21 protein-coding genes are annotated in these 24101 nt (G+C 57.5%); 9 read left to right on the top strand and 12 right to left on the bottom strand.

Annotated features, from left to right (window positions below):
- Positions 1-146 precede the first annotated feature (146 nt).
- The 4 genes from ACR0IY_RS06270 to cobS all read right to left on the bottom strand — a co-directional run bounded on the left by ACR0IY_RS06270 (position 147) and on the right by cobS (position 5388).
- Entirely contained in the window at positions 147-488 is a 342-nt protein-coding gene (locus ACR0IY_RS06270) for a DUF427 domain-containing protein (protein ID WP_480671378.1), read from the bottom strand.
- 61 nt (positions 489-549) lie between these two features.
- Complete coding sequence (locus ACR0IY_RS06265) at positions 550-2331, bottom strand: aminopeptidase P family protein (protein WP_480671376.1); 1782 nt, start codon at positions 2329-2331, stop codon at positions 550-552.
- A 71-nt stretch (positions 2332-2402) separates the two neighbouring features.
- Positions 2403-4280: a cobaltochelatase subunit CobT gene (gene cobT / locus ACR0IY_RS06260; protein WP_480671374.1), complete on the bottom strand. Its 1878-nt coding sequence runs from the start codon at positions 4278-4280 to the stop codon at positions 2403-2405.
- Between the two features lie 121 nt (positions 4281-4401).
- Positions 4402-5388 carry a cobaltochelatase subunit CobS gene (gene cobS, locus ACR0IY_RS06255; RefSeq protein WP_480671372.1) on the bottom strand — a complete coding sequence of 329 codons (987 nt, stop codon included), beginning with the start codon at positions 5386-5388 and terminating at the stop codon, positions 4402-4404.
- Positions 5389-5785: 397 nt separating this feature from the next.
- On the opposite strand from cobS, the gene ACR0IY_RS06250 reads away from it, so the two are divergent.
- The gene (locus ACR0IY_RS06250; RefSeq protein ID WP_480671370.1) at positions 5786-6673 is read left to right on the top strand and encodes a Hint domain-containing protein; all 888 of its coding nucleotides are present in this window, start codon (positions 5786-5788) and stop codon (positions 6671-6673) included.
- A gap of 6 nt (positions 6674-6679) precedes the next feature.
- Here the strand turns inward: ACR0IY_RS06250 and ACR0IY_RS06245 are convergent, their stop codons facing one another.
- A complete protein-coding gene (locus ACR0IY_RS06245; RefSeq protein WP_480671368.1) occupies positions 6680-7306 on the bottom strand; it encodes a J domain-containing protein in 627 nt (208 codons plus the stop codon).
- Between the two features lie 107 nt (positions 7307-7413).
- Here ACR0IY_RS06245 and ACR0IY_RS06240 point away from each other — a divergent pair, with 107 nt between their 5' ends.
- Both ACR0IY_RS06240 and ACR0IY_RS06235 read left to right on the top strand, forming a co-directional pair.
- Positions 7414-7668 carry a BolA family protein gene (locus ACR0IY_RS06240; protein ID WP_480671366.1) on the top strand — a complete coding sequence of 85 codons (255 nt, stop codon included), beginning with the start codon at positions 7414-7416 and terminating at the stop codon, positions 7666-7668.
- 78 nt (positions 7669-7746) lie between these two features.
- Positions 7747-7959: a GDCCVxC domain-containing (seleno)protein gene (locus ACR0IY_RS06235; protein ID WP_480671364.1), complete on the top strand. Its 213-nt coding sequence runs from the start codon at positions 7747-7749 to the stop codon at positions 7957-7959.
- Between the two features lie 54 nt (positions 7960-8013).
- Here the strand turns inward: ACR0IY_RS06235 and ACR0IY_RS06230 are convergent, their stop codons facing one another.
- The 5 genes from ACR0IY_RS06230 to pepN all read right to left on the bottom strand — a co-directional run bounded on the left by ACR0IY_RS06230 (position 8014) and on the right by pepN (position 14561).
- Positions 8014-8424 (bottom strand): DUF4177 domain-containing protein, encoded by a 411-nt coding sequence (locus ACR0IY_RS06230; protein ID WP_480671362.1) that lies wholly within the window; start codon positions 8422-8424, stop codon positions 8014-8016.
- A 186-nt stretch (positions 8425-8610) separates the two neighbouring features.
- Complete coding sequence (gatB, locus tag ACR0IY_RS06225; RefSeq protein ID WP_480671360.1) at positions 8611-10122, bottom strand: Asp-tRNA(Asn)/Glu-tRNA(Gln) amidotransferase subunit GatB; 1512 nt, start codon at positions 10120-10122, stop codon at positions 8611-8613.
- Positions 10123-10192: 70 nt separating this feature from the next.
- Positions 10193-11365, bottom strand: a complete 1173-nt coding sequence (locus ACR0IY_RS06220; RefSeq protein WP_480671358.1) for a hypothetical protein — start codon at positions 11363-11365, stop codon at positions 10193-10195.
- 218 nt (positions 11366-11583) lie between these two features.
- Positions 11584-12012: a hypothetical protein gene (locus tag ACR0IY_RS06215; RefSeq protein WP_480671356.1), complete on the bottom strand. Its 429-nt coding sequence runs from the start codon at positions 12010-12012 to the stop codon at positions 11584-11586.
- A complete protein-coding gene (pepN, locus tag ACR0IY_RS06210; protein ID WP_480671355.1) occupies positions 12009-14561 on the bottom strand; it encodes an aminopeptidase N in 2553 nt (850 codons plus the stop codon). The genes ACR0IY_RS06215 and pepN overlap by 4 nt, the downstream gene beginning before the upstream one ends.
- Before the next feature lie 220 nt (positions 14562-14781).
- Between pepN and ACR0IY_RS06205 the strand changes: the two genes are divergently transcribed.
- The 3 genes from ACR0IY_RS06205 (at position 14782) to ACR0IY_RS06195 (ending at position 18342) form a co-directional block, all read left to right on the top strand.
- The gene (locus ACR0IY_RS06205) at positions 14782-16914 is read left to right on the top strand and encodes a malate synthase G (RefSeq protein WP_480671353.1); all 2133 of its coding nucleotides are present in this window, start codon (positions 14782-14784) and stop codon (positions 16912-16914) included.
- A gap of 30 nt (positions 16915-16944) precedes the next feature.
- Positions 16945-17370 (top strand): GlcG/HbpS family heme-binding protein, encoded by a 426-nt coding sequence (locus ACR0IY_RS06200; RefSeq protein ID WP_480671350.1) that lies wholly within the window; start codon positions 16945-16947, stop codon positions 17368-17370.
- Positions 17371-17562: 192 nt separating this feature from the next.
- Positions 17563-18342 (top strand): gamma-glutamyl-gamma-aminobutyrate hydrolase family protein, encoded by a 780-nt coding sequence (locus ACR0IY_RS06195; protein WP_480671348.1) that lies wholly within the window; start codon positions 17563-17565, stop codon positions 18340-18342.
- Between the two features lie 44 nt (positions 18343-18386).
- Here ACR0IY_RS06195 and ACR0IY_RS06190 read toward each other — a convergent pair whose 3' ends face one another.
- Both ACR0IY_RS06190 and ACR0IY_RS06185 read right to left on the bottom strand, forming a co-directional pair.
- Positions 18387-20627 carry a xanthine dehydrogenase family protein molybdopterin-binding subunit gene (locus ACR0IY_RS06190; RefSeq protein ID WP_480671346.1) on the bottom strand — a complete coding sequence of 747 codons (2241 nt, stop codon included), beginning with the start codon at positions 20625-20627 and terminating at the stop codon, positions 18387-18389.
- 3 nt (positions 20628-20630) lie between these two features.
- A complete protein-coding gene (locus ACR0IY_RS06185) occupies positions 20631-21095 on the bottom strand; it encodes a (2Fe-2S)-binding protein (RefSeq protein WP_480671344.1) in 465 nt (154 codons plus the stop codon).
- Between the two features lie 98 nt (positions 21096-21193).
- Here ACR0IY_RS06185 and ACR0IY_RS06180 point away from each other — a divergent pair, with 98 nt between their 5' ends.
- The 3 genes from ACR0IY_RS06180 (at position 21194) to ACR0IY_RS06170 (ending at position 24091) form a co-directional block, all read left to right on the top strand.
- The gene (locus ACR0IY_RS06180; protein ID WP_480671342.1) at positions 21194-21772 is read left to right on the top strand and encodes a TetR/AcrR family transcriptional regulator; all 579 of its coding nucleotides are present in this window, start codon (positions 21194-21196) and stop codon (positions 21770-21772) included.
- 168 nt (positions 21773-21940) lie between these two features.
- Positions 21941-22390: a methyltransferase family protein gene (locus tag ACR0IY_RS06175; protein WP_480671340.1), complete on the top strand. Its 450-nt coding sequence runs from the start codon at positions 21941-21943 to the stop codon at positions 22388-22390.
- 129 nt (positions 22391-22519) lie between these two features.
- Positions 22520-24091, top strand: coding sequence for a Re/Si-specific NAD(P)(+) transhydrogenase subunit alpha (locus tag ACR0IY_RS06170; RefSeq protein WP_480671338.1), 1572 nt, complete (start codon positions 22520-22522; stop codon positions 24089-24091).
- Positions 24092-24101 lie beyond the last annotated feature (10 nt).

Here is a 24101-nt window from a genome sequence, read left to right as displayed (position 1 = left end):
CCAAACCAAAACCAGAACCAAAAAATTGAAATGACAATAAGACACAGAAATAGAATAGACCAACGCATGGTTGGAAAATCTATTCTTTGAATTGAGTGGTCACAAGTAGAAACAACTTACTGAAACACCAAAGAAATCAGGCTTTCCTAAATCTGCTCAACCTTCACCGAATCCACCGGGTAGAACGCCACATATCCCTTGATTTCGGCCATGGCCGAGATCGGGTCTTCATAGCTCCACGCCGCGTTTTCTGTCACTGACGATTTGTTGACGATCGAGAAATGCGCCGCATCCCCTTTGTGAGGGCAATGGGTCACTTTGTCGGTGGAGTCCAGAAACGCCATCGCGATATCTGAGCGGGGGAAATAGATTACCGGGTCCAAATCACCTTCCAGCAGTTCCAGCGCACTATTGCTTTCGCCCAGAACGGCACCTCCTGAACGAACGCTCCATTTGCCGGGCGCCTTGCGGATCGTGATTTCAACCATATTTTCTCCCCTCGTCTTTATCAGGGCCTCTCCTTTGCCCGGTGATTGTAACAGTCCGGTGTCAGATTGGCGCGGTTGCGGCATCCAACCACAGTTGCGCTTGATCGCCCAGCCTTGGTCGTACTTTTTCCGCAACGTCGCGATGATATGCGTTCAACCAATCGCGTTCGGCCGCCGTAAGCATATCTACTAGGATCAATCTCCGGTCAATGGGGACATAGGTCAGCGTTCGCCAGTTCAACATCGCGCGGTCAGCATCTCCGCCGGGCAGGGCGGGGGCCTCTTGCACGACCACGAGGTTTTCGATGCGAATGCCAAAAGCACCTTCGCGGTAATGCCCCGGCTCGTTTGACAGGATCATGCCCGGCTTCAAGGGCACATGGCTGACCTTTGAAAGTCGCTGAGGGCCTTCGTGAACACTCAGATACGCACCGACGCCATGCCCAACGCCGTGGTTAAAGTCCTGCCCGGCAGCCCATAAAGGCGCGCGCGCGATACACTCGATATCGCGCCCGGCCAACCCCACGGGCCAGCGCAGCATGGACAGATTAATCATGCCCTTTAGGACGCGGGTGAAACAGGCTTTTTCCTCATTCCCAATCTCTCCAATCGCAACGGTGCGAGTGATATCGGTTGTGCCGTCCAGATATTGCCCACCGCTGTCCAGCACCAGAAGATGTCCGTCTTCTAACCGGGTGTCGGTTTCCTCGGTCACTCGGTAATGCATGATTGCGCCGTTCGGCCCGGTACCCGCAATGGTGTCGAACGAGATATCTTGCAACGCGTTGTCCCTGCGCCGGTTGTCCTCAAGCTGGGTGACCACTCGCGTTTCGGTCAGGGTGCCGGGCGCCTGCGCGTCCAGCCAGCACAAAGTTTCCACGACGGCCACGGCGTCACGTAGATGCGCTTCGGCGCTGCCTGAAATCTCAGCCTCGTTCTTGCACGCCTTTGGCAGCGCGCAGGGATCACCCCCATCCACGATCCGTTCCTGCAAGACGTCCGCAACCGCCTGAGGCAAGCTGCCCAGATCGACCTGAACCAACCCCCTTAGCGCTTTTACGGCAGCGAGAAACGTGTCAGGCGCATGGACCGAAACGTTCTCCACCAATGGAACCGACAGCTTTTCCTTGGCCATGAACAGGTCAACCCGACCATCGGAATGCAGAATGGCAAAACCATGTGCCACCGGATTATATCCAATATCCGACCCGCGAATATTCAACAGCCACATGATTGAGTCTGGCAACGTGATCACCGCGGCCTCGCAGCCGGTGTCCTGCAACGCCTTCGCCAACCGCTTAATCTTGCTGTCGGCCGTTTCACCGGCAAACTCAATAGGGTGCGCTTTTACGGGGTTCATCGGGGGGGCGGGCTGATCGTCCCACACGCGGTCCACCAGATTGTCACAGCGCACCAACTCGATTCCGCTGCCGTCCAGATCCGTCTGCGTGCTGGAGACCTGTCCCGCCGCGTGCAACCACGGATCGAAGCCGACTTTGCCGCCATTCGGCAGATGTTCTTTCAACCATGCACTCAGGTTCACTTCAGGCCAGGGTACCGGTGTAAATTCTGGTGCAACCTGCGCTTTCACCTGAGTGCGATAGCGGCCATCGACAAACACGCCAGCCTTGTCGGCAAGGACGGCACAAAACCCGGCCGAGCCGGTAAATCCGGTCAACCACGCCAGCCGCTCATCCCGAGGCGCGACATACTCGCCTTGATGTGCGTCGGATCTTGGCACAAGAAACCCGTCCAAACCTTCGTGCGACAACTCTTTTCGCAGCGCGGCCAACCGCGGAGGGCCTTGTTCCGGACGTGCGGTCACTTCAAAGGACTGGAACATGTGATACCCCTCTCAGACGGCGTCGATTTTCACCTTTTTGGAAAATACTCCCGCCGGAGGCAAGGCCGGTTTTAACCAGCCTTTCGCATACCCATTACCCGAGCACGGGCGCGCGGGTCGCTGTCGAACAGAGCGGCCAGTTGTTCGGTCATTGCACCGGCCAGCTGTTCTACGTCTGTAATCGTCACCGCGCGGTCATAGTACCGCGTCACGTCATGCCCGATTCCGATGGCCAGCAGTTCGACCATTTTTCGCTTTTCCACCATGGCAATCACGTCGCGCAGGTGTTTTTCCAGATAATTCGCGGGGTTGACGCTGAGTGTTGAATCATCGACCGGTGCGCCGTCCGAAATCACCATCAGAATCTTGCGCTGCTCGCGTCGCGCCAGCATCCGCCGATGCGCCCATTCCAGCGCTTCACCGTCGATGTTTTCCTTCAGCAGGCCCTCTTTCATCATCAGCCCCAGATTGGGCCGTGCGCGGCGCCACGGAGCATCGGCGCCTTTATAGATGATATGGCGCAGATCGTTCAGCCGACCCGGTTGCTGGGGGCGACCATCGTTCAGCCACGCCTCACGCGCCTGACCGCCTTTCCACGCGCGTGTGGTAAAGCCCAGAATTTCGACCTTCACATTGCAGCGCTCCAGCGTCCGCGCCAGAACATCGGCACAAATCGCTGCGATCGAGATCGGACGCCCTCGCATCGAACCCGAGTTGTCTAGCAAAAGCGTCACTACCGTGTCGCGGAACTCGGTATCTTTCTCGACCTTAAAACTCAGCGGAGTGGTCGGGTTTGCGACCACGCGTGCCAGACGACCCGCGTCCAGAATGCCTTCCTCGCGGTCGAACTCCCAACTGCGGTTCTGTTGCGCCTGCAGCCGGCGCTGCAGTTTGTTGGCCAAACGGCTGACCGCGCCTTTTAGCGGTTCAAGCTGCTGATCCAGATAGGCCCGCAGGCGTTCCAACTCTGCGGGTTCTGCCAGATCTTCAGCGGCGATCTCTTCGTCATACGTGTCCAGATAAACCCTGTAATCCGGGTCGGCCTCGGACGCAGGCGGTGGGGCGGGAGGTTCCATCGGGGCCTCGCCTTCAGGCATTTCGGCCTCGTCTCCCATCTCGTCCTCGGCCATCTCGTCCATCGAGACCTGCGCCTGAGACTGGTCCTGCTGCTCTTCCTGAGTTTGCTCAGGCGTCGCATCTGCGTCCTGTTCGTCCTGATCATCCTGACCGGTGCTGTCGGGATCGGGCTGTTCCTCGGCGTCGTCCTCGGCCTGATCTTCCTGCTCGTCGTCCAGCTCATCGGGGTCTTCGCCCAGCTGGTCGCCATAGCCCAGATCCTTGATCATCTGCCGTGCGAACTTGGCAAATTCCGCCTGATCCGAAAGGATTTCGTTCAGGTTTTCCAGCGTTCCACCAGCTTGTTCTTCGATGAATCCTCGCCACAGGTTCATGACGTTCTCAGCCGCCGGAGGCAGATCGCGTCCGGTGGCAAGATGTCGGATCAGATACCCAGCAGCCACTGCCAAAGGTGCATCCGCAGGCTGTTTGCACTGATCATATCCGCGCCGGATCGCCTCGTTGCTGATCTTCACGTCGATATTGCTGGCAGTGCCGGGCATGTCGCGTGCGCCCATCGCTTCGCACCGGGCGGTTTCCATCGCCTCGTATAGGTCGCGTGCCATATCACCCGGTGGCGCATAGCGATTATGCGTCGCATCGTCGTGATACTTGCGCTGCAACGCCAAAGCATCTGCTGTTCCGCGCGCAAGCAGAACCTCCTCGCGGGTCATCCGGCGAGAAACTTGCGGCAAGCGCATGGACTCACCCGACATGCCCGAAGGATCGACAGTATAGCTCACCGACAGTTCAGGGTCGTCGGCCATCACCTTGGTGGCCTCGGCTAAGGCCTTCTTGAATGGATCAGCAGGGTTGTCGTTCTTCTGTGCCATGTCCCCAAGCCTTTCACATTGCCGCACCATTTTTCAACCACGGTGAAAACGGGTCCGCATTCATCTGGCCAAAATATCCCCGTCGGCAGCATTGCGCGCGAAACGGTTGCAATTCAACGGGTTACCCCAAGCTCACGCTCGCTGCGCTTTCAGGCAGTTCCTCGTCAAAGCAGCGCTGATAGAACTCAGCCACGGTCTGACGCTCCAACTCATCACACTTGTTCAGGAAGGACAGGCGGAAAGCGTAACCCACGTCACGGAAAATCTCGGCGTTCTGGGCCCAGTTGATCACGGTCCGGGGGCTCATGACGGTGGACAGGTCGCCATTCATGAAGGCGGTCCGGGTTAGGTCGGCGACGGTGACCATCTGGCTAACCGTCTTGCGACCGTCGGCAGTGTTGTAGTGCGGGGCCTTGGACAGAACGATCATCGTCTCGGCATCATGGCTGAGGTAGTTCAGAGTCGAAACCAGCGACCAGCGGTCCATCTGCGCCTGGTTAATCTGTTGCGTGCCGTGATATAGGCCGGTGGTGTCCCCCAGACCAACGGTGTTGGCGGTGGCGAACAGGCGGAAATTCGGGTTCGGCGTGATGATTTCATTCTGGTCCAATAGGGTCAGCTTGCCGTCATGTTCCAGTACGCGCTGGATCACGAACATCACATCCGCGCGGCCAGCATCGTATTCGTCGAACACAATGGCGACAGGATTGCGCAACGCCCAAGGCAGGATACCCTCGTGGAATTCAGTGACCTGCTTGCCGTCGCGCAGCTTGATCGCGTCTTTACCGATCAGGTCGATCCGGCTGATATGGCTGTCCAAGTTCACGCGCACGGCCGGCCAGTTCAGGCGGGCGGCGACCTGTTCGATGTGGGTCGATTTGCCAGTGCCGTGGTAGCCCTGGATCATCACTCGGCGATTGTGGGAAAAGCCCGCCAAGATCGCCAGCGTGGTTTCCGGATCGAACTTGTAGGTCGGGTCGATGGCAGGCACACGGTCGCTGCGCTCGGCAAAGCCCTTGACCGCCATGTTGGTGTCAATTCCGAACACTTCACGGACCGAGATATCTTCGGTGGGTTTTGCGTTGATGTCGATCGATCCGTCAGCCATGCGCCTTGTCCTTATCCTTTGGCCCGAGTTGCCGGGTTTGAACTCGTGTGTGGTGCAACAAATTGCAGGGAAGGGCAAGGAAAAGGAGCGTGGGCCTGAGCTTAGGCAAATGTTTATTTGAAACTGGCCTTATCGGATGTGCCAAGGGTTAACAGAGTATGCTGTCTAGACCTGCCAAGGTACCAGCAAAGAAAAGCTCCCCGCACTCACTTGCACACATCAGCATGTTTAATTTGGGTTAATTTAGGCTTCTTTATACTGAGCCTTATTGTTGCGTTTGTAAGAGTTTGAGTGAGGGGGAAATGAATAAAGAGTACAGGTGGGGGAAGTGCTCCTGGCCAACGTCCATTCATTGGCTCGCCAATATTGACCGTTAACAAGGAGCGAGGCGTGTGTGATGTCGTTTAACGTTCTTCTCCATACAGTCAATTCTACTGGCCAGGGTGACCTGATCGTTCAAAACACTACAATGCCAGCGATTATTAACGGTCAGACGGTCTCGTTTGATGGAGGTGTTACTTATCAAAACTACACCTACCTCGGCGAAGGTGATTACAGAGGGGGGGGTGAATCCGGCGAGTTTATTCAGGTCGGTACGCAAATTTATGCGTGGAACACCAATAATCCAACGGGCCCGATGACCACGGGTAATTGGAAAATCACCGTGGGTGATCTCGACTCCTCCAACCCACCATGCTTTGTCGCGGGAACACTGATTGAAACGGATTTGGGTCCGCGCCCAGTCGAGGACCTGACTGTTGGCGACAGGGTCTGTGTGCCGGGCGGCCAGCTTCTGCCCATTGTCTGGATCGGTAAACGGGAGCTGAGCGTAGAAACCTTACGGCTTCAGCCCAAGTTTCGCCCGGTTCGCATTCAGCGTAGCGCGTTCGGGGTTGGCGTGCCAGACCGTGAACTGTTTGTATCCCCACAGCACCGGATTGTAGTTGAGGGTTGGAGGGCAGAGTTGCTTTTCGGCGAGCCGATGGTTTTTACCGCAGCCATTCATCTGGTAAATGACGGCACCATCAGACAGGTGCTGCCAGATGAGCCAGTTGTGTACTACCACATTGCCTGCGAGCAGCACGCTATTCTGAAATCGCAAGGGCTGCGCAGTGAAAGCCTGTTCCTCGGAGGCAGAGCCCTGAAGTCCTTTCATCGCGAAGACGTCGAGGAACTACGCGCATTATTCCCTGAGTTACGCGATGAAAGGCCTGTGCAGCAGACAAGATTGCGTTGCCTGAAGCGTCCCGAAGCGGCCGTGCTCAAGAGCACGTTCCGCCACTAATATAGCTTATTTGAAGTTCCGGCTGTCCTTGATCTGATCCCAGGCCCAAACAACCTCTTGCAGCTGTTCTTCCTGAGACCGGTCACCGCCATTCATATCCGGGTGCAGCACCTTGATCAGTTTCTTATAGGCTTTGCGCACCTCAGCCTTGGTCCAGCTGTCATTGGCCTCCAGGATTTCGATGGCACGGCGTTCGGTCGGGGGCAGGCGACGCCCACCGCCACCCGAAGTGCGACCTTTGTTCTGGGTGCTGTTTGCGCCCAGAACCTGATGCGGATCCTCAATGCCCAGGCGCGCCCAGGCGCGGGCCTCGGGGTCGCCCATCGGTTTGGTCTCGCGCTCCCACACTTTGTCCTTCGAGCGTTGTGCGTTCAGCTCGGCCTCGGTCGTGCCGTCAAAGAAGTTCCACTTGTTGTTGTATTCGCGGACGTGCTGCTGGCAGAACCAGAAGAAGTCATCCAGTACGTCGGGGGCTTTTGGTGCACGGAACTTGCCGGGTTCGTTGCAACCCTCGTGATCGCAGATACGCGTCGAGGTTTCAGACGCGCCCGACATTCCCCGACGCCCGCGCGGGTTCTTTTTCTTGGCGCTGGAAACGGACATATCAAATCCGAAGGGGTCTGATTTAACCATGCTGTGATCCTTACGAACGCATCTTTTCGACTCGGAGGCAGCAGTTTAATCTAAGCAGCCGAAAGTAGAAGAGGGGAGCGGCAAAATTTTTTGCCGATGAGCGTAAAATGACCGTGACAGATGAGATCCGAACCCGCCTGCAGGCCGCTTTTGATCCCCATGAGCTGGATGTTGTAGATGACAGCGAAAGCCATCGTGGTCACGCAGGTTATCAGGACGGCGGTGAAAGCCATTTTAACGTCCGTATTCGCGCTGCAGCATTTCAGGGCCAATCCCGAGTGGCCCAACACCGCGCAGTGCACAAGGCGCTGGGCGATATCGTGCCGCGTATTCATGCACTTGCGCTGGATATCGGGGCTTGATTCCCCACCCATACGCTGAGTTTCATTGGCTGTTCTTCAAGGTGGCGAGACGGTTCGGGGGAAACAGAGGTTGAGAAAATGACCGGAGCTGTGCTGGAAACCACGCTGACATGCCCGTTGTGCGGGCACAGGGAAACCGAAAGAATGCCAACGGATGCGTGCCAGTGGTTCTATGAGTGCAAGTCATGCCATCAGGTATTGAAGCCGCTTAAGGGGGATTGCTGCGTCTTTTGTTCTTTTGCCACGGTGCCATGTCCCCCGATACAAGAGGGAAAAACCTGCTGCACCTGACATAAGCAATCAGAAAGCAACAGGCCCACTCAGGCCGTGTTCCTACACCTGCGCTTAGGTTTTGTCCTGAGGTTCACTTTCAGCCTCTGACCCTTTCAAGGACAGTGGAGGCTCTTCGGCCTTTTCTGAGATCGGTGCCGGGGCCCTTACAGAGTTCGGTCCGGGAATAGATCGCGCCTGTGCAACCTCTTCGGGAGAATCCGCAGGGCTACGCGTTGAAACAAATTCCATCTCGACCTCGCGGCGAAATACCAGCACGTTGCGCCAGTTTACCGTCGATCCGGTCAGACCCGTGCGTTCCTCGCTGGGCAGCAACTCGGCGCGCTGGTATTCCCAGCCGTCTTCTCCCATCTGGTTCAGCACCTGTTCGACAGATGCAGCAAATCGGCCTTCAGCGGTTTTTACCCCCTTGGCTTTGGTGCCTTTCTGTGGGGCGGGGACAACTTTGTATTCGTAGCGCTGCATCAAATCTTCCTGGTTGCCGGTTCCGGGCAATCTAACATGTTGTTGGTTTTGGGAAAGTCATCATCGAGCGTCAGACAAAATTCGCTTGTATTGTTGGCTGCATTCCGCGCGTAGATTGCGTGGACAAAAGAAAAACGGCAGGGATGTGTGTTCTCCCTGCCGCTATCGTTGTGTAATCAGAAAGGCTTACGACCCCAGTTTTTTGCTGACCAATTCGTTGACAGCCTTTGGGTTTGCCTTGCCACCGGTCGCCTTCATCACCTGACCGACAAACCAACCAGCCAGCTTCGGGTTCACCTTGGCTTTTTCGACTTGCGCGGGATTGGCGGCAATGATCTCGTCCAGCGCGGTTTCGATCGCGCCGGTATCGGTGACCTGCTTCATGCCGCGTTCCTCGACGATCTGCGCCGGGTCGCCGCCTTCGGTATAGACGATTTCGAACAGGTCTTTGGCGATCTTGCCCGAAATCGCGTCGGACGCGATCAAGTCGATGATGCCACCCAACTGCGCCGGAGATACCGGAGATTCGGTGATATCGTGATCTTCTTTTTTAAGACGACCGAACAGCTCGTTAATGACCCAGTTGGCGGCCAGTTTGCCGTTGCGGCCTTTGGCGACCTCTTCGAAATAGGAGGCCGATTCCACCTCGGCGGTCAGAACCGAAGCGTCGTAGTCGGTCAGGCCAAATTCGGCGATAAAGCGCGCTTTCTTGTCGTCGGGCAGTTCGGGCAGCTTGGCGGCGATATCGTCCACCCAAGCTTGTTCAATCTCCAGCGGCAGCAGGTCAGGGTCGGGGAAATAGCGATAGTCGTGCGCTTCTTCCTTGGACCGCATCGAGCGGGTCTCGCCCTTGTCCGGATCGTACAGGCGCGTTTCCTGATCAACCTTGCCACCACCTTCAACGATGGCGATCTGGCGGCGGGCCTCAACTTCGATAGCCTGCTGGATGAACCGCATCGAGTTCATGTTCTTGATCTCGCAACGCGTACCCAAATGCGAGAAGTCCTGCGTTTCCTGATACTTCTCATAAGCACCAGGCAAGCAGATCGAGACGTTCACGTCCGCCCGCAGGTTGCCGTTCTGCATGTTGCCGTCACAGGTGCCCAGATAGCGCATGATCTGGCGCAGCTTGGCGATATACGCCGCGGCCTCTTCGGGGCCACGAATGTCGGGGCGCGACACGATTTCCATCAGGCAGACGCCCGTGCGGTTCAGATCGACAAAGGACATATGCGGGTCCATGTCGTGGATCGATTTGCCCGCGTCCTGCTCCATGTGGATGCGTTCGATGCGCACTGTGCGTGCGGTACCGTCACCCATTTCAACCAGCACTTCGCCTTCGCCTACGATAGGGTGGTACAGCTGAGAAATCTGATAGCCTTGCGGCAGGTCCGGGTAGAAATAGTTTTTGCGGTCAAAGGCCGACTTAAGATTGATATCCGCCTTTAGGCCCAGCCCGGTGCGAACGGCCTGTTCCACGCAGTATTCGTTGATTACCGGCAACATGCCCGGCATGGCCGCGTCGACAAAGGCCACATTGGCATTCGGCTCGGCCCCGAATTGGGTCGATGCGCCCGAGAACAGTTTGGCATTGGACGAGACCTGCGCATGCACCTCCATCCCGATCACCAGTTCCCAATCGTGTTTGGCCCCGGCAATGGTTTTGGGTTTGGGCATTTCGTATGTCAGGTCGAGCATGGCGCGCCTCATTTCCGCAGAAGTCTAAGCCTGCGTATTAGGCGTGGCACGGCCTAGGGGCAAGGGGGAATCAGTGCTGAGACAGGCGCAGACCTGCAGGGGTGAAGGTCACATCCATGCCGTTGCGCAATTCTTCACGAAACAGATCGGCAATGGCGCGCAGTGCATCGCGATGACCACGCGCCGCGAACCGTTCGGGAGAGTTGATGCGAACAGAATTGTTGAACCCGTTTGCTGCATGCGCCCAGATCAGCGGGTGCAGCTCGGTCAGATGATCACGGATCAGCCAGTTGGCAGCGTCGTGAATCTGCGTGCGTACCAGATCGGCCTGCGCATTCAGGCCATGGCCGTTCTGGATGGTGATGGCGCAATAGGCGGACAGCATGTTGACGGTTTGCTGATCCTGACGGTGGCGCAAGATGTCGTGCAAACCCTCCAGAAAGTATTCGACATCCAACCGTGCGCAGGCTTCGTCATCCATAGCAATGGCGTCGAACTGGACCCAAGTATATCCTCCAGCCCCCCAGATATCATGAGTACGGGCGGCATTGCGCAGGGCCTGAACTTCAAGCTCTTCGTAGCTGCCAAACCAACGTGGCAGCAGATGGGCACCCATCGCCCGCATATGGCGATGGTTGTTGGGGTCCATTGTGATGAGCCGTTCATATTCGTCTGCGACGCGAATGCTGGATTTCCGCTGACCCGCCATGAGGGCGCAAGCTGTGGCCGCGACCAAAGGGCTTTCGGGCGCAGCCGTGCGGCATGCGGGCAACAGTGCCGCAGCCCGGTCGAAATGAGCGGCACAACGCGATTGGTGCAGCGGCGGCAGAGCCGCGTCGGACGCCGTCCCGCGCCAGGCCCAGGCCAGATCAATATGCGCTAAGGCGACAATCACTTTAATCATCGGGTCGTTGGAGTGTTCGCGCATTTCATCTTCTAGTTCTGAAATGCCGCCCAATAGGTCATATTCGGTCAGGGCTTTGTAGTCAGACAAAGCATGTTCGACCGCCAGAACAACGTCAGACCGAGCGCCAAAAGCCAGTAAATCCGCGATCGGGGTGCCATCTGGCGCGGCCTTGCGGCCTTCGTCTGCCCTACGCATCTGTCTGGATAGTTCTGACCAGCGGTCCTGTCTGGCCAGTGTGCGCCCCAGTCTGATTGTGTCCCGGCTGACCAGGTCTTCTTCACGGGTCGGTGCCAATGGAATGTTCAGATGTCCGTGATCCGGCAACCCTTCCGGCAAAGCGCAATCAGACGCGCGTAATTCCGATGTGTTTTGAGGGGAGGAGAATGAAGATTGGGCCTTGGGTGCCCTGAACAACCGAAACATGGTAAAACTCGGAACCGAAAAAACTGTTAAGCAGACAAGTAATGTTTGCCGACAATTGCTTTTAATTCAAGCTTAGAGCGCCGCATTGGTCCAAATTTCAGGATCAATTGGCTCATTGCGGGGGTATTGTCTCAGAAAATAACAAAATGATGCCGCTCTACTTTCAAACCGGCCTGCTGAAGGATGGGCTCGAATTCCTTATGAGGTGGAGTCGACTCGTCCGGCAGCCGAATCCGCTTGTCCGTCTTGAGGACCAATGAAACGCGAACAGAAAAGTCCCAGCGCGTGTCGAACCTGACATGGTCAATATCGACCAGATCAACTTTGGCTTCGCGTGTGCCTGAAAACCACTGGATACGGTGCTGATCCAGTGTCAGCCCCGCTCGTGTGTTCCGCGCAATATCCCAAAGGGCGGGCAAAGTGGTCAGGCCCAACAGCCCAACCAGCCACCATGCTGCATTAAACAGGATCACCAACATGATCAGCGCCGCATAAACTAAGATCAGGATGGCTACGGTGCGTGGTGACCGGTTGTGCCGTGTGAAGGTGAACGGTGTCATGCGCCGAGAATACGAGAGACCATTTCCGTAGTGTCACGCGACAAGTTCGGCGTGTCGGCAATACGGGTCAGATGCGCGCACATCAGGTCCTGTCGGTCGGCGTCATAGCGTTTCCAGGTCTGAAAGGCTGAACACATCCGCGCCGTGGTCTGGGGGTTCACCGGGTCCAGCCGGATCAACCAGTCAGCCAACAGCGCATATCCCGCGCCATCAGCCCGATGGAATCCTGCATGGTTCATCGCCAGCGCACCCATGACCGCACGGAAGCGGTTGGGGTTTTTCCAGTTGAAGTCGGAATGCTCTGTCAGGGCCCGCGCGATATCCGCCGTGGCCTCGGGCGATGCGGTCGAAACTTGCAGGCCGAACCATTTATCCATCACCAGTCGGTCATATTGCCATTGGGTGTAGAACGTGGCCAACTCATCGTGGCCTTTGCCGGCCCGCAGCAGGCAAGACAAAGCAGTCAGCTGAAGGGTCATATTATCTGCCGCGGCGTATTCCTCAGCCGCCTTGGCACCTCCGTCCAGGCGCGAGGTCAGGGACAGTGCCGCGCCGCCAAGCGCCCGTTTGCCCGCCTGATCGGCATCGGGGCTAAAGGGGGCGTCGATCAGGGTTTCGCTGTGCAGCCTTGGCAGCAGGTCCTGCACATGCTGCGCCGTTGCCTGCCGCAGGGTTTCCACCGCCGTCCAGATCACCATCGGGTCGGGCGTTTCACCACTTTCAAACAAGGCAGCGGCCAGTTCGGACTGTGTCGGCAAGCCCAGCATCAGCGAGCGATACGCCGGGTCAAGGTCACCGTCGCGCAGTACAGCAAGTATGCCTTCAAGATAATCAGCACTGGGTGCCGTATCGTTCCGGATCATGCGCAGCAGCGTGTCTTGCGCCAGCGATCGGCCCGCTTGCCAGCGGTTGAACGGGTCGGTGTCGTGAGCCAAAAGAAAGGCGCGCTCGGCATCTGTGTGATCGTGGTCCAGTATGACCGGGGCCGAGAAATCCCGCAGGATCGAAGCCACGGGCTTGGATGGCAAACCGGAGAACTGGAAACTCTGCTTGGCCTCAGTCAGTTCCAGAACCTCGGTCGGCCTAACCTCGTCTCCGTTCGGGCCCAGCAGGCCCACGGCCACCGGGATCACTTGCGGCAGCTTTTCGGATTGGCCGGGTGTCGGTTCGGTATGTTGCGACAAGGTCAATGTATAGGTGCCGTCATCCCAATCTTCAGCCACCGAGACACGCGGCGTGCCGGATTGACTGTACCATCGCTTGAACTGGTTCAGGTCTCGGCCTGTGGTGTCCTCGAACACCTTGATCCAGTCTTCAATGGTGCAGGCCTGCCCGTCATGTCGGTCAAAATACAGGTCCAGCGCTTTGGAATAGGCCTCGTCACCGACCAGACGTTTCAACATGCCGATCACCTCGGCGCCTTTCTCGTAGACAGTCGCTGTGTAGAAGTTGTTGATTTCCTGAAAACTCTCGGGCCGAACGGGGTGCGACAGTGGCCCATTATCCTCGGGGAATTGGCGTGCGCGCAGGTCGATGGCATCATGGATGCGCTTGACCGGGGCTGAGCGCATGTCGGACGTAAACTGTGCATCGCGAAACACAGTCAGCCCCTCCTTTAGGCATAGCTGGAACCAATCACGACAGGTAATGCGGTTGCCGGTCCAATTGTGGAAATATTCATGAGCGATAATTGCTTCGATCCGTTCGAAATTGGCGTCGGTCGAAGTTTCCGGGCTTGCCAACACGGCGGACGAATTGAAGATGTTCAACCCCTTGTTCTCCATCGCGCCCATGTTGAAATCATCGACGGCCACTATGTTGAACACGTCCAGGTCGTATTCGCGGCCATAGACGTCCTCGTCCCACTTCATCGACTTTTTCAGCGCCTCCATGCCAAAGGCGCATTTGCCTTCGTCTCCGGGGCGGACCCAGAGGTTCAGTTCGACATTGCGTCCCGACGCGGTGGCGAACTGGCCGGGATGTGCGATCAGGTCGCCCGCGACCAAAGCAAACAGGTAGGCGGGCTTGGGCCAAGGGTCGGTCCATTCGGCCCAACCTTCACCCTTGCCGGATGGATTGCCGTTAGACAACAAAACTGGAAGGTCGCCATTGATCCGCACAGTGAAGGTGGACATCACGTCCGGCCGGTCGGGGTAAAAGGTAATCTTGCGGAACCCTTCGGCCTCGCACTGAGTGCAGTACATGCCGTTCGACATATAAAGCCCCTCAAGCGCAGTGTTGTTGCCTGGATCTATCTCGACAACGGACTCCCAGATGAAAGGCGCGTCGGGAACAGTGGCTGTCAGGCCTTTGTCAGTGACGTCCGGCGTGATCTCGACCCCGTCAATGACGGCGCGGATCAGGGTCAGGTCTTCGCCATGCAGGAAAAACGTACGGTCCGTGGCGTCCGGGTTCGGACGGAAAGCGATACGCGTTGTGACGCGGGTCGCGTGATCGGAAAGATCAAAAGTCAGATGCACGTTATCTACCAGATAGCCAAAGGGTGTGTAGTCTTTCAGATAGATTGTAGTGGGGGCAGCGTCGCGCATCGGGGGCCTCGCATCGGTTGTGGTTGGCTGGACGTTATGGGTTGCAGCGTTGGCCTGCAAGCGGTGCCAGGTGGCTTCTCCATTCGTCCGCCGATTTCGCGGCAAGTTTGAATTGACCCGACGGATTGCCCCGAAACCGCCCGTGACCTGTTGCCTATCGGAAACTTCCGTCCTAATTGGAGGTTGCATACAGTGGCGTACAATGCGGGGAGTGTCGAAAATGAGCAGCAGAGAAAGCCGAAACGGTTTGCAGATTGCCGTTGAGCTGGCGGATTTCATCGAGAATCAGGCGCTGCCCGGGACCGGCATTTCCGCTGAGGATTTCTGGTCGGGTCTGTCCCGAATGGTTGATGACCTTGGGCCAAGGAACAGATCACTGCTGGCCAGACGCGCGGAACTGCAAGAACGTATCGATGGATGGCATTTGGCTCATATGGGGCAGGCACACGACGCTTCGGCATACCAGGCGTTCCTGCAAGAAATCGGATACCTGGTCGACGAAGGCGCAGACTTCCAGATCGAAACTGCCGATGTTGACCCCGAAATCGCTCTGACACCCGGACCACAGCTGGTTGTTCCGATCACGAACGCCCGCTTCGCATTGAACGCTGCCAATGCGCGCTGGGGCAGCTTGTATGATGCGCTTTATGGTACAGATGCGATGGGCGAATTGCCTGCTGCCGGTGGGTATGATGAGACCCGCGGCGCGCAGGTGATTGCATGGGCGAAGGCGTTTTTGGATAAGGCCGTTCCGCTGGCTGGTGGGTCTTGGTCAGATGCAACCGATTTGCGTGTTGATGCCGGGGTTTTGACGCCGGTACTTGCCAATTCAGTGCATTTTGTCGGTTACGGGGGTGCTGCCGATAAGCCCGATTTTGTGCTGCTGAAGAATAATGGCCTGCACATCAAGATTGTGATTGACCCGTCCAGTAAAATTGGTGCGACCGATCCTGCTGGTATATCTGATGTCCATCTGGAAGCTGCGCTGTCCACGATCATGGATTGCGAAGATTCGGTGGCCTGCGTGGATGCAGCCGACAAGGTCGTGGCTTATGGTAACTGGCTGGGCCTGATGAAGGGCAACCTGACCGAAGATGTCTCGAAGGGTGGCACCACCTTTACCCGTAAATTGGCGGGTGACGTCGACTTTATTGCACCTGACGGCACTAAGCGCAGCCTGAAGGGCCGGTCGCTTATGCTGGTGCGCAATGTCGGCCATCTGATGACCAACCCCGCCGTGCTGGATCGGGACGGAAACGAAATCTGCGAAGGGTTGATGGATGCCTTGTGCACCACTTTGATCGCCATGCACGACCTGAAACGCGAAGGCGGTAACTCGGTCACCGGATCGGTCTATGTTGTAAAGCCCAAGATGCACGGGCCGGAAGAGGTGGCCTTCTCAGTCGAAACCTTTGACATGGTCGAGGATATTCTTGGCCTGCCGCGCAACACCGTAAAGTTGGGAATCATGGATGAGGAACGCCGCACGTCGGCCAACCTCAAAGAGTGTATCCGCGCGGCGAAATCACGTGTTGCCTTCATCAACACCGGGTTTCTGGATCGCACGGGGGATGAGATCCACACGTCGATGGAGGCCGGGCCAATGCTGCCCAAGGGCGACATCAAGAATACTCCGTGGATTGCGTCTTACGAGGATCGCAATGTCGATATCGGTCTGGCCTGTGGTCTGAAAGGCAAAGCGCAGATCGGCAAAGGTATGTGGGCGATGCCCGACCGTATGGGTGAAATGCTCGAGGTCAAGATCGGCCATCCGCAATCCGGCGCAACATGCGCCTGGGTGCCGTCACCCACGGCTGCAACGTTGCACGCGACGCATTACCACAAGGTCGATGTGCTGGCGCGTCAGGACGAACTGGCAGCAGGTGGTTCGCGCGGTACACTGGGTGATTTGCTGACCATCCCGCTGTTGGGTGGTCGCAACATGAATGACGAAGAAATCACACGCGAGATTGAAAATAACGCGCAGGGCATTCTGGGCTATGTGGTGCGTTGGGTCGACCAGGGCATCGGGTGCTCGAAAGTACCGGACCTGAACGATGTCGGTCTGATGGAGGATCGTGCGACCTGCCGGATTTCCTCTCAGGCACTGGCAAACTGGTTGCACCACGATGTGATCTCGGAAGAACAGGTTATGGGCGCGATGAAAAAGATGGCTGCGGTGGTGGATCGCCAAAACGCGGGGGATGCGGCCTATCGCCCGATGGCACCCGGGTTTGACGGAATTGCTTTTCAGGCGGCCTGCGATCTGGTCTTTAAGGGCCGCGTGCAGCCATCGGGATACACCGAGCCGGTGCTTCATTCCCGCCGCCTAGAGCATAAGGCGCGCCACTAACCTAACAAGTACCAAACGATAGGACACGACATGGCAGTTTCACTTCGCAAAGCCCGCACAATCATCCGCAAAGCCCTGGAAAAGGGCCGCGAGTTGGAGTTGAAACCCCTTTCGGTTGTGGTTCTGGACGCTGGCGGCCATGTCATTGCGTTCGAGCGTGAGGATGGTGCCTCGCCGGGCCGTTTTGCGATCGCCCACGGCAAGGCCTACGGCTCGGTGATGTTGGGCATGGCTGGCACCGCGCAAATGCAGCGGGCCGAGGCCCAGGCCTATTTCATGGCCGCCGTGAACGGAGTTTACGGTGGTCAGGTTGTTCCTGTGCCGGGTGGTGTGCTGCTACGCGACAAAAAGGGTGCTGTCATCGGTGCCGTCGGCGTGACGGGCGACACCTCGGACAATGACGCCATCGCGGCCATGGCCGGGATTGAAAATGCCGGACTGACTGGCGAGATCTGATCCGATCAGGCATACATGCGCCGCTGCCGAATTGGGCAGCGGCCACCGATGGGCTGCAATTTCTGATAATTCCTTATACTGTGCAGTGTTGAACAAGAACTTGCGCTGACACGCAGGGCTTGTGCTATTGCGCGCTTGAGATACTGCCGATAGCCTTTTTGGAAAGCGCAAGTAACGGTTAAGGAAATCAGAATGTCTCGACCCGTCGTCGGTATCATCGGCAATTCGTACTTGATGAACGATCAATACCCGACCCATGCCGGTGGGACGATGAACTCAGACGCGGTTGCCAACGTCTCAGGCTGTTTGCCTCTGCTGATCCCCGCTGACCCGCGCTATGTGAGTGTCGAGGAATTGCTGAAAGTTTGCGATGGCTTTCTGCTGACAGGCGGGCGCCCAAATGTGCATCCAGAAGAATACGGCGAACCCGAGACCGAGGCCCATGGCGAGTTTGATCGGGCGCGTGATGCGATCACTCTGCCACTGGTGAGGGCTTGCGTAAAACGTGGCCAACCCTTTCTCGGTATCTGCCGCGGTTTTCAGGAGGTCAACGTGGCCATGGGCGGCACGCTATACCCTGAAATCCGGGATCTGCCAGGGCGCATGAACCACCGCATGCCGCCCGATGGTACTCTGGAAGAGAAATTCGCGCTGCGCCACGTGGTAGTCCTGACCCAAGGCGGCGTGTTTCACCGGTTGATGGGATCGACCGAAGTAATGACGAACACGCTGCACGGACAGGGGATCAAGACGGTGGGGCAGAGGATTGTCATCGACGGTCACGCCCCAGATGGTACGCCAGAGGCGATCTATGTCAAAGACGCGCCGGGCTTCACCCTGTCGGTACAATGGCACCCGGAATGGGACGCGGTGAACGATCCGGTCTCGCGGCCGTTGTTCGAAGCCTTTGGTCAAGCGGTGCGGGCTTGGGCAACCGGTTCGGACGCCGGAGCGTTTCAACAAACGGCGTGATTTTGCACCGGCCCGAACGAAGCGGCCGGAACGGTGCATAGCAATCAAATCAAAAGATCAAACTGATTGATCAGCGGCAATGTCCGCGCGCGCGTGCCAGTTAGATCAAACAGTGCATTCCCGAGAGCGGGCATCGAAGGGGGTGTTCCGGGCTCTCCTGCGCCGCCCATGTGGCGGTTGGTTTCCAGAATACGCACTTCGACCTGCGGTGATGTGTGCATACGGATCATGTCATAGTCGGGAAAGTTGTACTGCTCGACTTCACCGTCAGAGAACGTGATTTCGCCATAGCACGCCGCGGACAGACCGTAGATGAGACCTCCGAACATCTGCGCCTTGACGGTTTCGGGGTCCAGCGCGATGCCCATGTCGCAGGCGATCCACGCCCTGTTGATGCGGATGGAGCCGTCTTCGTCGACCACCTCGATCACCTGAGCGACCGGCGTGCCGAAACTGTAGGTGAAGGCGACGCCGCGCCCAACACCATCAGGCGTCTGCCCGGTCCAACCGGACATCTCACGCACCGCCTCAAGACAGCCAGCCGAGGGCTTATGCTCGTCTTTCATCAATTCCAACCGGAATTCCAACGGGTCGCGACCGGCGGCGTGCGCCATCTCATCCATAAAGGTTTCGTGGAAGAACCCGTTATGGCTGTTGCCGACCGAACGCCACGAACCGACCGGCACGGCCAGGTCCGCAATGTAACCGCTGACCTGATAGTTCGGAATGGCGTAAGGCTGATTGAACAGACCTTCGACCAGAACTTTGTCGGGGCCTGCAGCACTGAACCCGGTCAGACGCTTAACCTGTTGTTGCACGACTGATTGCGAAGCGACACGGGCATCCATCAGAACCGCCTTGCCATCTTTGACGGCCCCGCGCATCCGTGCCATTGCACCTGGGCGGTAGAAGCCGTGGCGCATGTCTTCTTCGCGGCTCCAGGTGGTTTGGACGGGCGTGCCGGGCATCGCCATCGCAACCTTGGTCGCGATCACGCCAAAGTCGTATTCCAGCCGCCGCCCGAAGCCGCCGCCCAGATATGTGGTGTGAACATCCACCGCCTCAGTTTCCAGATTGGCGGCAGCGGCGATTTTCGCTTGCATGAAGGTCGGAGCCTGATTGCCGCCCCAAAACTCCAGGTGGTCGCCGGAATAGATTGCCGTCGCGGTCATCGGCTCCATCGTGGCGTGGGCCAGATAGGGTACGGTGTATTCAGCCGTAACCTCGGTCGCCCCTTCGGGCGGCGTGGACACATCGCCATCGTCGCGCATGGTCGAGTTCGGTCCGGCGTCAAATGCAGTGGCGATTTCAGTAAAGATTTCATTGGTTTCGGGCGGGTAGGGCGCATCACCCCAATCCACGTCAATGGCTTCTACAGCTTGAATGGCCAGCCACGTGTTGTTGGCGATCACTGCGACACCATCACCCAGATCGACGATCTTCTCAACGCCGGGCATCGCGGCCGCCGCGCTGTCGTCAAAGCCGTTCATCTGGCCGCCTAACTTCGGGTTCATCCGAATGCTGGCGAATTTCATCCCCGGCCGGCGCACGTCAATGGCAAATTCAGCGGTGCCGGTGGCCTTGCCGACCATATCCAGCCGCGGCTGGTTCCGGCCCAGATAGCGCCACTGGGACGGATCGCGCAGCGGGGCTTCTATCGGTTCGATCCCGGCGGCATCCACAGCCAGTTCCGTATAAGGGATCTTGTCACCATTGGGCGTAATCACGTGGCCAGACACAGTTTTCAGCTGCGCGCGATCTACACTCAGCCGGTCGGCAGCAGCCTGCTTCAGCGTTTCACGGGCCGAGGCGCCGGCCTCGCGCATGCGCTCGAACCCGTCGCGCATCGAAGACGAGCCACCGGTGATCTGCAGGCTGAAGACTTTACCAAAAACGGCCAGCGCTTCACCAAGGCTGTGCTGGAAATCCGAGATGTCATAACCTTTGTTGGGCAAGCCTTCCCCCAACAGGGCCGAGTTGTAATACGCCGCAGCGGCAGGCCCGTGCAGAACAGTGACCTGATCCAGGTCGACGTCCAGTTCCTCGGCTATCAGTGCGGCCCAGGTGGTTTTGACGCCCTGACCCATTTCGGCACGGGGGGCAAACAAGGTAACACCGTTCTGGTCAATCAGGACAAAAGGATTTAGCGCCGCCTCGCCTTCACCGGGTTTCAGCGGATTCGGGGCGGGTCGGCTGACGTAATACGCGCCAAAGGCTACACCGCCCACAATTGCAGCGGACCCGATCAGAAAGGTACGGCGGAGGATTTTACCGGTGCGGGACATCTCTTACGCCTCTTTCAGTTTGCCGGCGGCGTCATGGATCGCTGCACGGATACGGGGGTAGGTGCCGCAGCGGCAAAGGTTGCCTTGCATGGCATCGTCAATGTCTGCGTCTGTCGGGGCAGGGTTCTCTGCCAACAGCGCGGCGGCCTGCATGATCTGTCCCGATTGGCAGTATCCGCATTGCGCCACCTGATGATCAACCCAGGCCTGTTGGATGGCGGTCATCGAATCTGGGGTGCCGATCCCTTCGATCGTGGTCACATCGCCCCAGACATCCGACAATGCCACCTGGCACGAGCGTACAGCCTCGCCATCAATATGCACGGTGCAGGCCCCGCAAGCGGCCACGCCACAGCCGAATTTGGTTCCAGTCAGACCTACCTCATCCCGCAGAACCCAAAGCAGGGGGACGTCATCAGGCAGATCAACCTGATGTTGCTTGCCGTTGATCTTTAGGGCGGTCGCCATGGCGCACCTCTCGTAGCTGTGGCTGTTTGTGACATAAATAGCGAAAAGTGTCAGAGTGTCAATTGACAAAATATACAAATAATGTCACAGGTTCCGATATGACGATCACAACCGAAAATTCACGGCAACAAGCGATCCTGAACTCGGCTTTTAGGGCCTTTGCTGCGTATGGTTTTCGCAAAACCTCGATGGACGACATAGCGCGCGGGGCGGGAATGTCCCGGCCTGCCGTGTACCAGCATTTCAAGAACAAAGAGGCGATCGTCATCAAACTGACCGAGATGTACTACGCCGAAAAAAGCGTAGCCGTGGCCGAGGCGCTGGCGGCGCCTGGCTCTGTTTCCGAGGTTCTGACCCGCGCAATACGGGCGCAAACCGATGGGATTGCGGCTATTTTGGCTTCGCCTCATGGGCTTGAGATACTGGATACCACCAAGTCTATGGCTTCGGATTATGTCTCGGAAGGAGAGGCCATGTTGGCTGGCCTGTACGCGGATTGGCTGACGCAGCAGGAACAAGCGGGACGGGTTCGTCTGTTGGCCGACGCGGCAGAAACCGGTCGGACGATTACCGCAACGCTTAAAGGGCTGAAGCTGGTCGGTGCTGGCGCCGAAGTGTATGAGCGGCAGGTCGCACAGATCGCTGCTCTGATCGGCGCGGGGGTGGAAGTTAGGTAAAACGCCAGCTGGTGGCGGTGGTTCTTTCAACCGGGACCTAAGGGGTCGCCGTGTATGCACTCCTGTCCGTTGCTGCGACATCTGCGCTTTTGCCAAGGCGGTCAGAAAACGGTAGGACATCGCTCAGAAACGACGCGCTCGCACGTGTCGTCAACTTCGGGAAAGCATATGCACCGGATCGACATACCGCCCGTCTGGCTGGTCGGGTTTGCACTGCTGGCATGGATGCAGGTACGCCAATTTCCTCTGGGACTATCGCTGGAAAGTGGTGTGACCGACTTGCTGAGCGGTCTCTTGATCGGAGGTGGAATTCTGATCGCGGTATTGGCAATTGTCGAATTTCGCCGAAACAAAACGACAGTCATTCCGCATGAGACCCCGTCCGCGCTGGTGCAATCAGGTATCTACAAGCGCAGCCGAAACCCGATCTATGTCGGAGATGTTTTGATACTGGCCGGTCTGGTTTTGCGGTTCGACGCCGTACTGTCGTTGATTTTGATACCCGTATTCGCATGGGTTCTGGAGCGTCGGTTCATTCTGCCGGAAGAGGACCGTTTGCGCCGTACATTCCGAGCTGATTTTGCCCGCTATGAACAGAAGACCCGCAGGTGGATTTAGGGTGACTGTGGGAATTAAACAACGTCAAATTTGCTGCGCTTGCGAAATAATGTTGCGCAAGATACATGTTTGCCAAACAAACATGACCGAACACCCGCTCAGGCCGATTAAGAAATAGGGGGACTGCCAGTGAAAATAGGCACACCAAAAGAGATACTGGATGGTGAAAACCGGGTCGCGATGACACCGGATTCAGCTGTGCAGTTGCAGAAACTGGGTTATGATTGCGCCATAGAGAAAGGTGCCGGTCAAGCGGCGGGTTTTTCTGATGCGGCTTACGAAGCTGTGGGCGTCGAGATCGTCAAGACCGCTGCATCGTTGTGGAAAACCGCTGATATTGTCGCGAAAGTACGTATCCCGACCGAAACAGAATTGAAGCGGCTGACAAAGGGTAAGACTCTGATTTCGTTCTTCAACCCAGCTGGGAATGAAGAGGGAATGGAGCTGGCCAAATCCAAGGGCGCCAATGTGATCGCCATGGAAATGGTGCCGCGTATTTCACGTGCTCAGAAGATGGACGCGTTGTCTTCGATGGCAAATATCGCGGGTTACCGTGCGGTGATTGAGGCTGGGAATAACTTTGGACGCTTTTTCACCGGTCAAGTGACCGCTGCCGGTAAAGTGCCCCCCGCCAAGGTGCTGATCGTTGGTGCCGGTGTCGCCGGTCTGGCAGCCATCGGGACCTCGACCTCGCTGGGTGCGATCACCTATGCGTTCGACGTGCGCCCCGAAGTGGCCGAGCAGGTCGAATCGATGGGAGCCGAGTTTGTCTATCTGGATTTCGAAGAAGACCAGCAGGATGGCGCGGCCACCGGCGGTTATGCCTCGGTCCAGTCGGAAGAATTCCGCAATGCGCAGCTGGCCAAGTTCCGCGAGCTGGCCCCCGAGATGGACATCGTCATCACGACTGCCCTGATCCCCAACCGCCCTGCACCAAAGCTGTGGCTTGAGGACATGGTCAAGTCGATGAAGCCCGGCTCGGTCATCGTCGATCTTGCAGCTGAGCGCGGCGGCAACGTCGAAGGCACAGTCATGGACGAGAAGGTCGTGACCGACAATGGCGTGACTATCATCGGCTATACCGATTTCCCCAGCCGGATGGCCGCGCAATCCTCGTCTTTGTATGCCACCAACATCCGTCACATGATGACAGACCTGACGCCTGAAAAGGACGGTCAGATCAATCATGACATGGAAGATGACGTGATCCGCGGCGCGACCGTGACCCATGAGGGTGAGATCACCTTCCCGCCGCCACCGCCCAAGGTGCAGGCGATCGCGGCGCAGAAAAAGCCCGAGGTCAAGGAACTGACTCCGGAAGAGAAGAAAGCACAGGAAATTGCGGCCTTCAAGGCGCAGACCAAACAGCAGTTTACTCTGCTGGGCGTGGGTGGTGCGCTGATGCTGTTGGTGGGTCTGATCGCTCCGGCCAGCTTTATGCAGCATTTCATCGTCTTTGTGCTGGCCATTTTTGTCGGCTTCCAGGTGATCTGGGGTGTCGCGCATTCGCTGCACACACCACTGATGGCGATCACCAACGCGATCTCGTCGATTATCATCGTCGGGGCGCTTATGCAGATCGGATCGGGGTCGTTCCTGGTTATTCTGCTGGCGGCGTTGTCGGTCTTCATGGCCGGGATCAACATCTTCGGCGGCTTCCTCGTAACCCGGCGCATGCTCGCCATGTTCCAGAAATCTTAAGGAGGCCGGG

Source organism: Ruegeria sp. BC1, from assembly GCF_056539305.1.
This window is presented reverse-complemented; position numbering and strand designations above follow the sequence as displayed.

Bases quoted from the DNA above. Each gene is read 5' to 3' on its own strand.
- ACR0IY_RS06250 (WP_480671370.1), top strand. From the start codon at position 5,786: ATGTCGTTTAACGTTCTTCTCCATACAGTCAATTCTACTGGCCAGGGT.
- ACR0IY_RS06185 (WP_480671344.1), bottom strand. From the start codon at position 21,095: ATGGCGACCGCCCTAAAGATCAACGGCAAGCAACATCAGGTTGATCTG.
- cobT (WP_480671374.1), bottom strand. From the start codon at position 4,280: ATGGCACAGAAGAACGACAACCCTGCTGATCCATTCAAGAAGGCCTTA.
- ACR0IY_RS06190 (WP_480671346.1), bottom strand. From the start codon at position 20,627: ATGTCCCGCACCGGTAAAATCCTCCGCCGTACCTTTCTGATCGGGTCC.
- ACR0IY_RS06205 (WP_480671353.1), top strand. From the start codon at position 14,782: ATGAGCAGCAGAGAAAGCCGAAACGGTTTGCAGATTGCCGTTGAGCTG.
- ACR0IY_RS06195 (WP_480671348.1), top strand. From the start codon at position 17,563: ATGTCTCGACCCGTCGTCGGTATCATCGGCAATTCGTACTTGATGAAC.
- ACR0IY_RS06175 (WP_480671340.1), top strand. From the start codon at position 21,941: ATGCACCGGATCGACATACCGCCCGTCTGGCTGGTCGGGTTTGCACTG.
- ACR0IY_RS06230 (WP_480671362.1), bottom strand. From the start codon at position 8,424: ATGCAGCGCTACGAATACAAAGTTGTCCCCGCCCCACAGAAAGGCACC.
- ACR0IY_RS06245 (WP_480671368.1), bottom strand. From the start codon at position 7,306: ATGGTTAAATCAGACCCCTTCGGATTTGATATGTCCGTTTCCAGCGCC.
- ACR0IY_RS06270 (WP_480671378.1), bottom strand. From the start codon at position 488: ATGGTTGAAATCACGATCCGCAAGGCGCCCGGCAAATGGAGCGTTCGT.
- ACR0IY_RS06240 (WP_480671366.1), top strand. From the start codon at position 7,414: ATGACCGTGACAGATGAGATCCGAACCCGCCTGCAGGCCGCTTTTGAT.
- ACR0IY_RS06265 (WP_480671376.1), bottom strand. From the start codon at position 2,331: ATGTTCCAGTCCTTTGAAGTGACCGCACGTCCGGAACAAGGCCCTCCG.
- gatB (WP_480671360.1), bottom strand. From the start codon at position 10,122: ATGCTCGACCTGACATACGAAATGCCCAAACCCAAAACCATTGCCGGG.
- ACR0IY_RS06180 (WP_480671342.1), top strand. From the start codon at position 21,194: ATGACGATCACAACCGAAAATTCACGGCAACAAGCGATCCTGAACTCG.
- ACR0IY_RS06215 (WP_480671356.1), bottom strand. From the start codon at position 12,012: ATGACACCGTTCACCTTCACACGGCACAACCGGTCACCACGCACCGTA.
- ACR0IY_RS06235 (WP_480671364.1), top strand. From the start codon at position 7,747: ATGACCGGAGCTGTGCTGGAAACCACGCTGACATGCCCGTTGTGCGGG.
- cobS (WP_480671372.1), bottom strand. From the start codon at position 5,388: ATGGCTGACGGATCGATCGACATCAACGCAAAACCCACCGAAGATATC.
- pepN (WP_480671355.1), bottom strand. From the start codon at position 14,561: ATGCGCGACGCTGCCCCCACTACAATCTATCTGAAAGACTACACACCC.
- ACR0IY_RS06200 (WP_480671350.1), top strand. From the start codon at position 16,945: ATGGCAGTTTCACTTCGCAAAGCCCGCACAATCATCCGCAAAGCCCTG.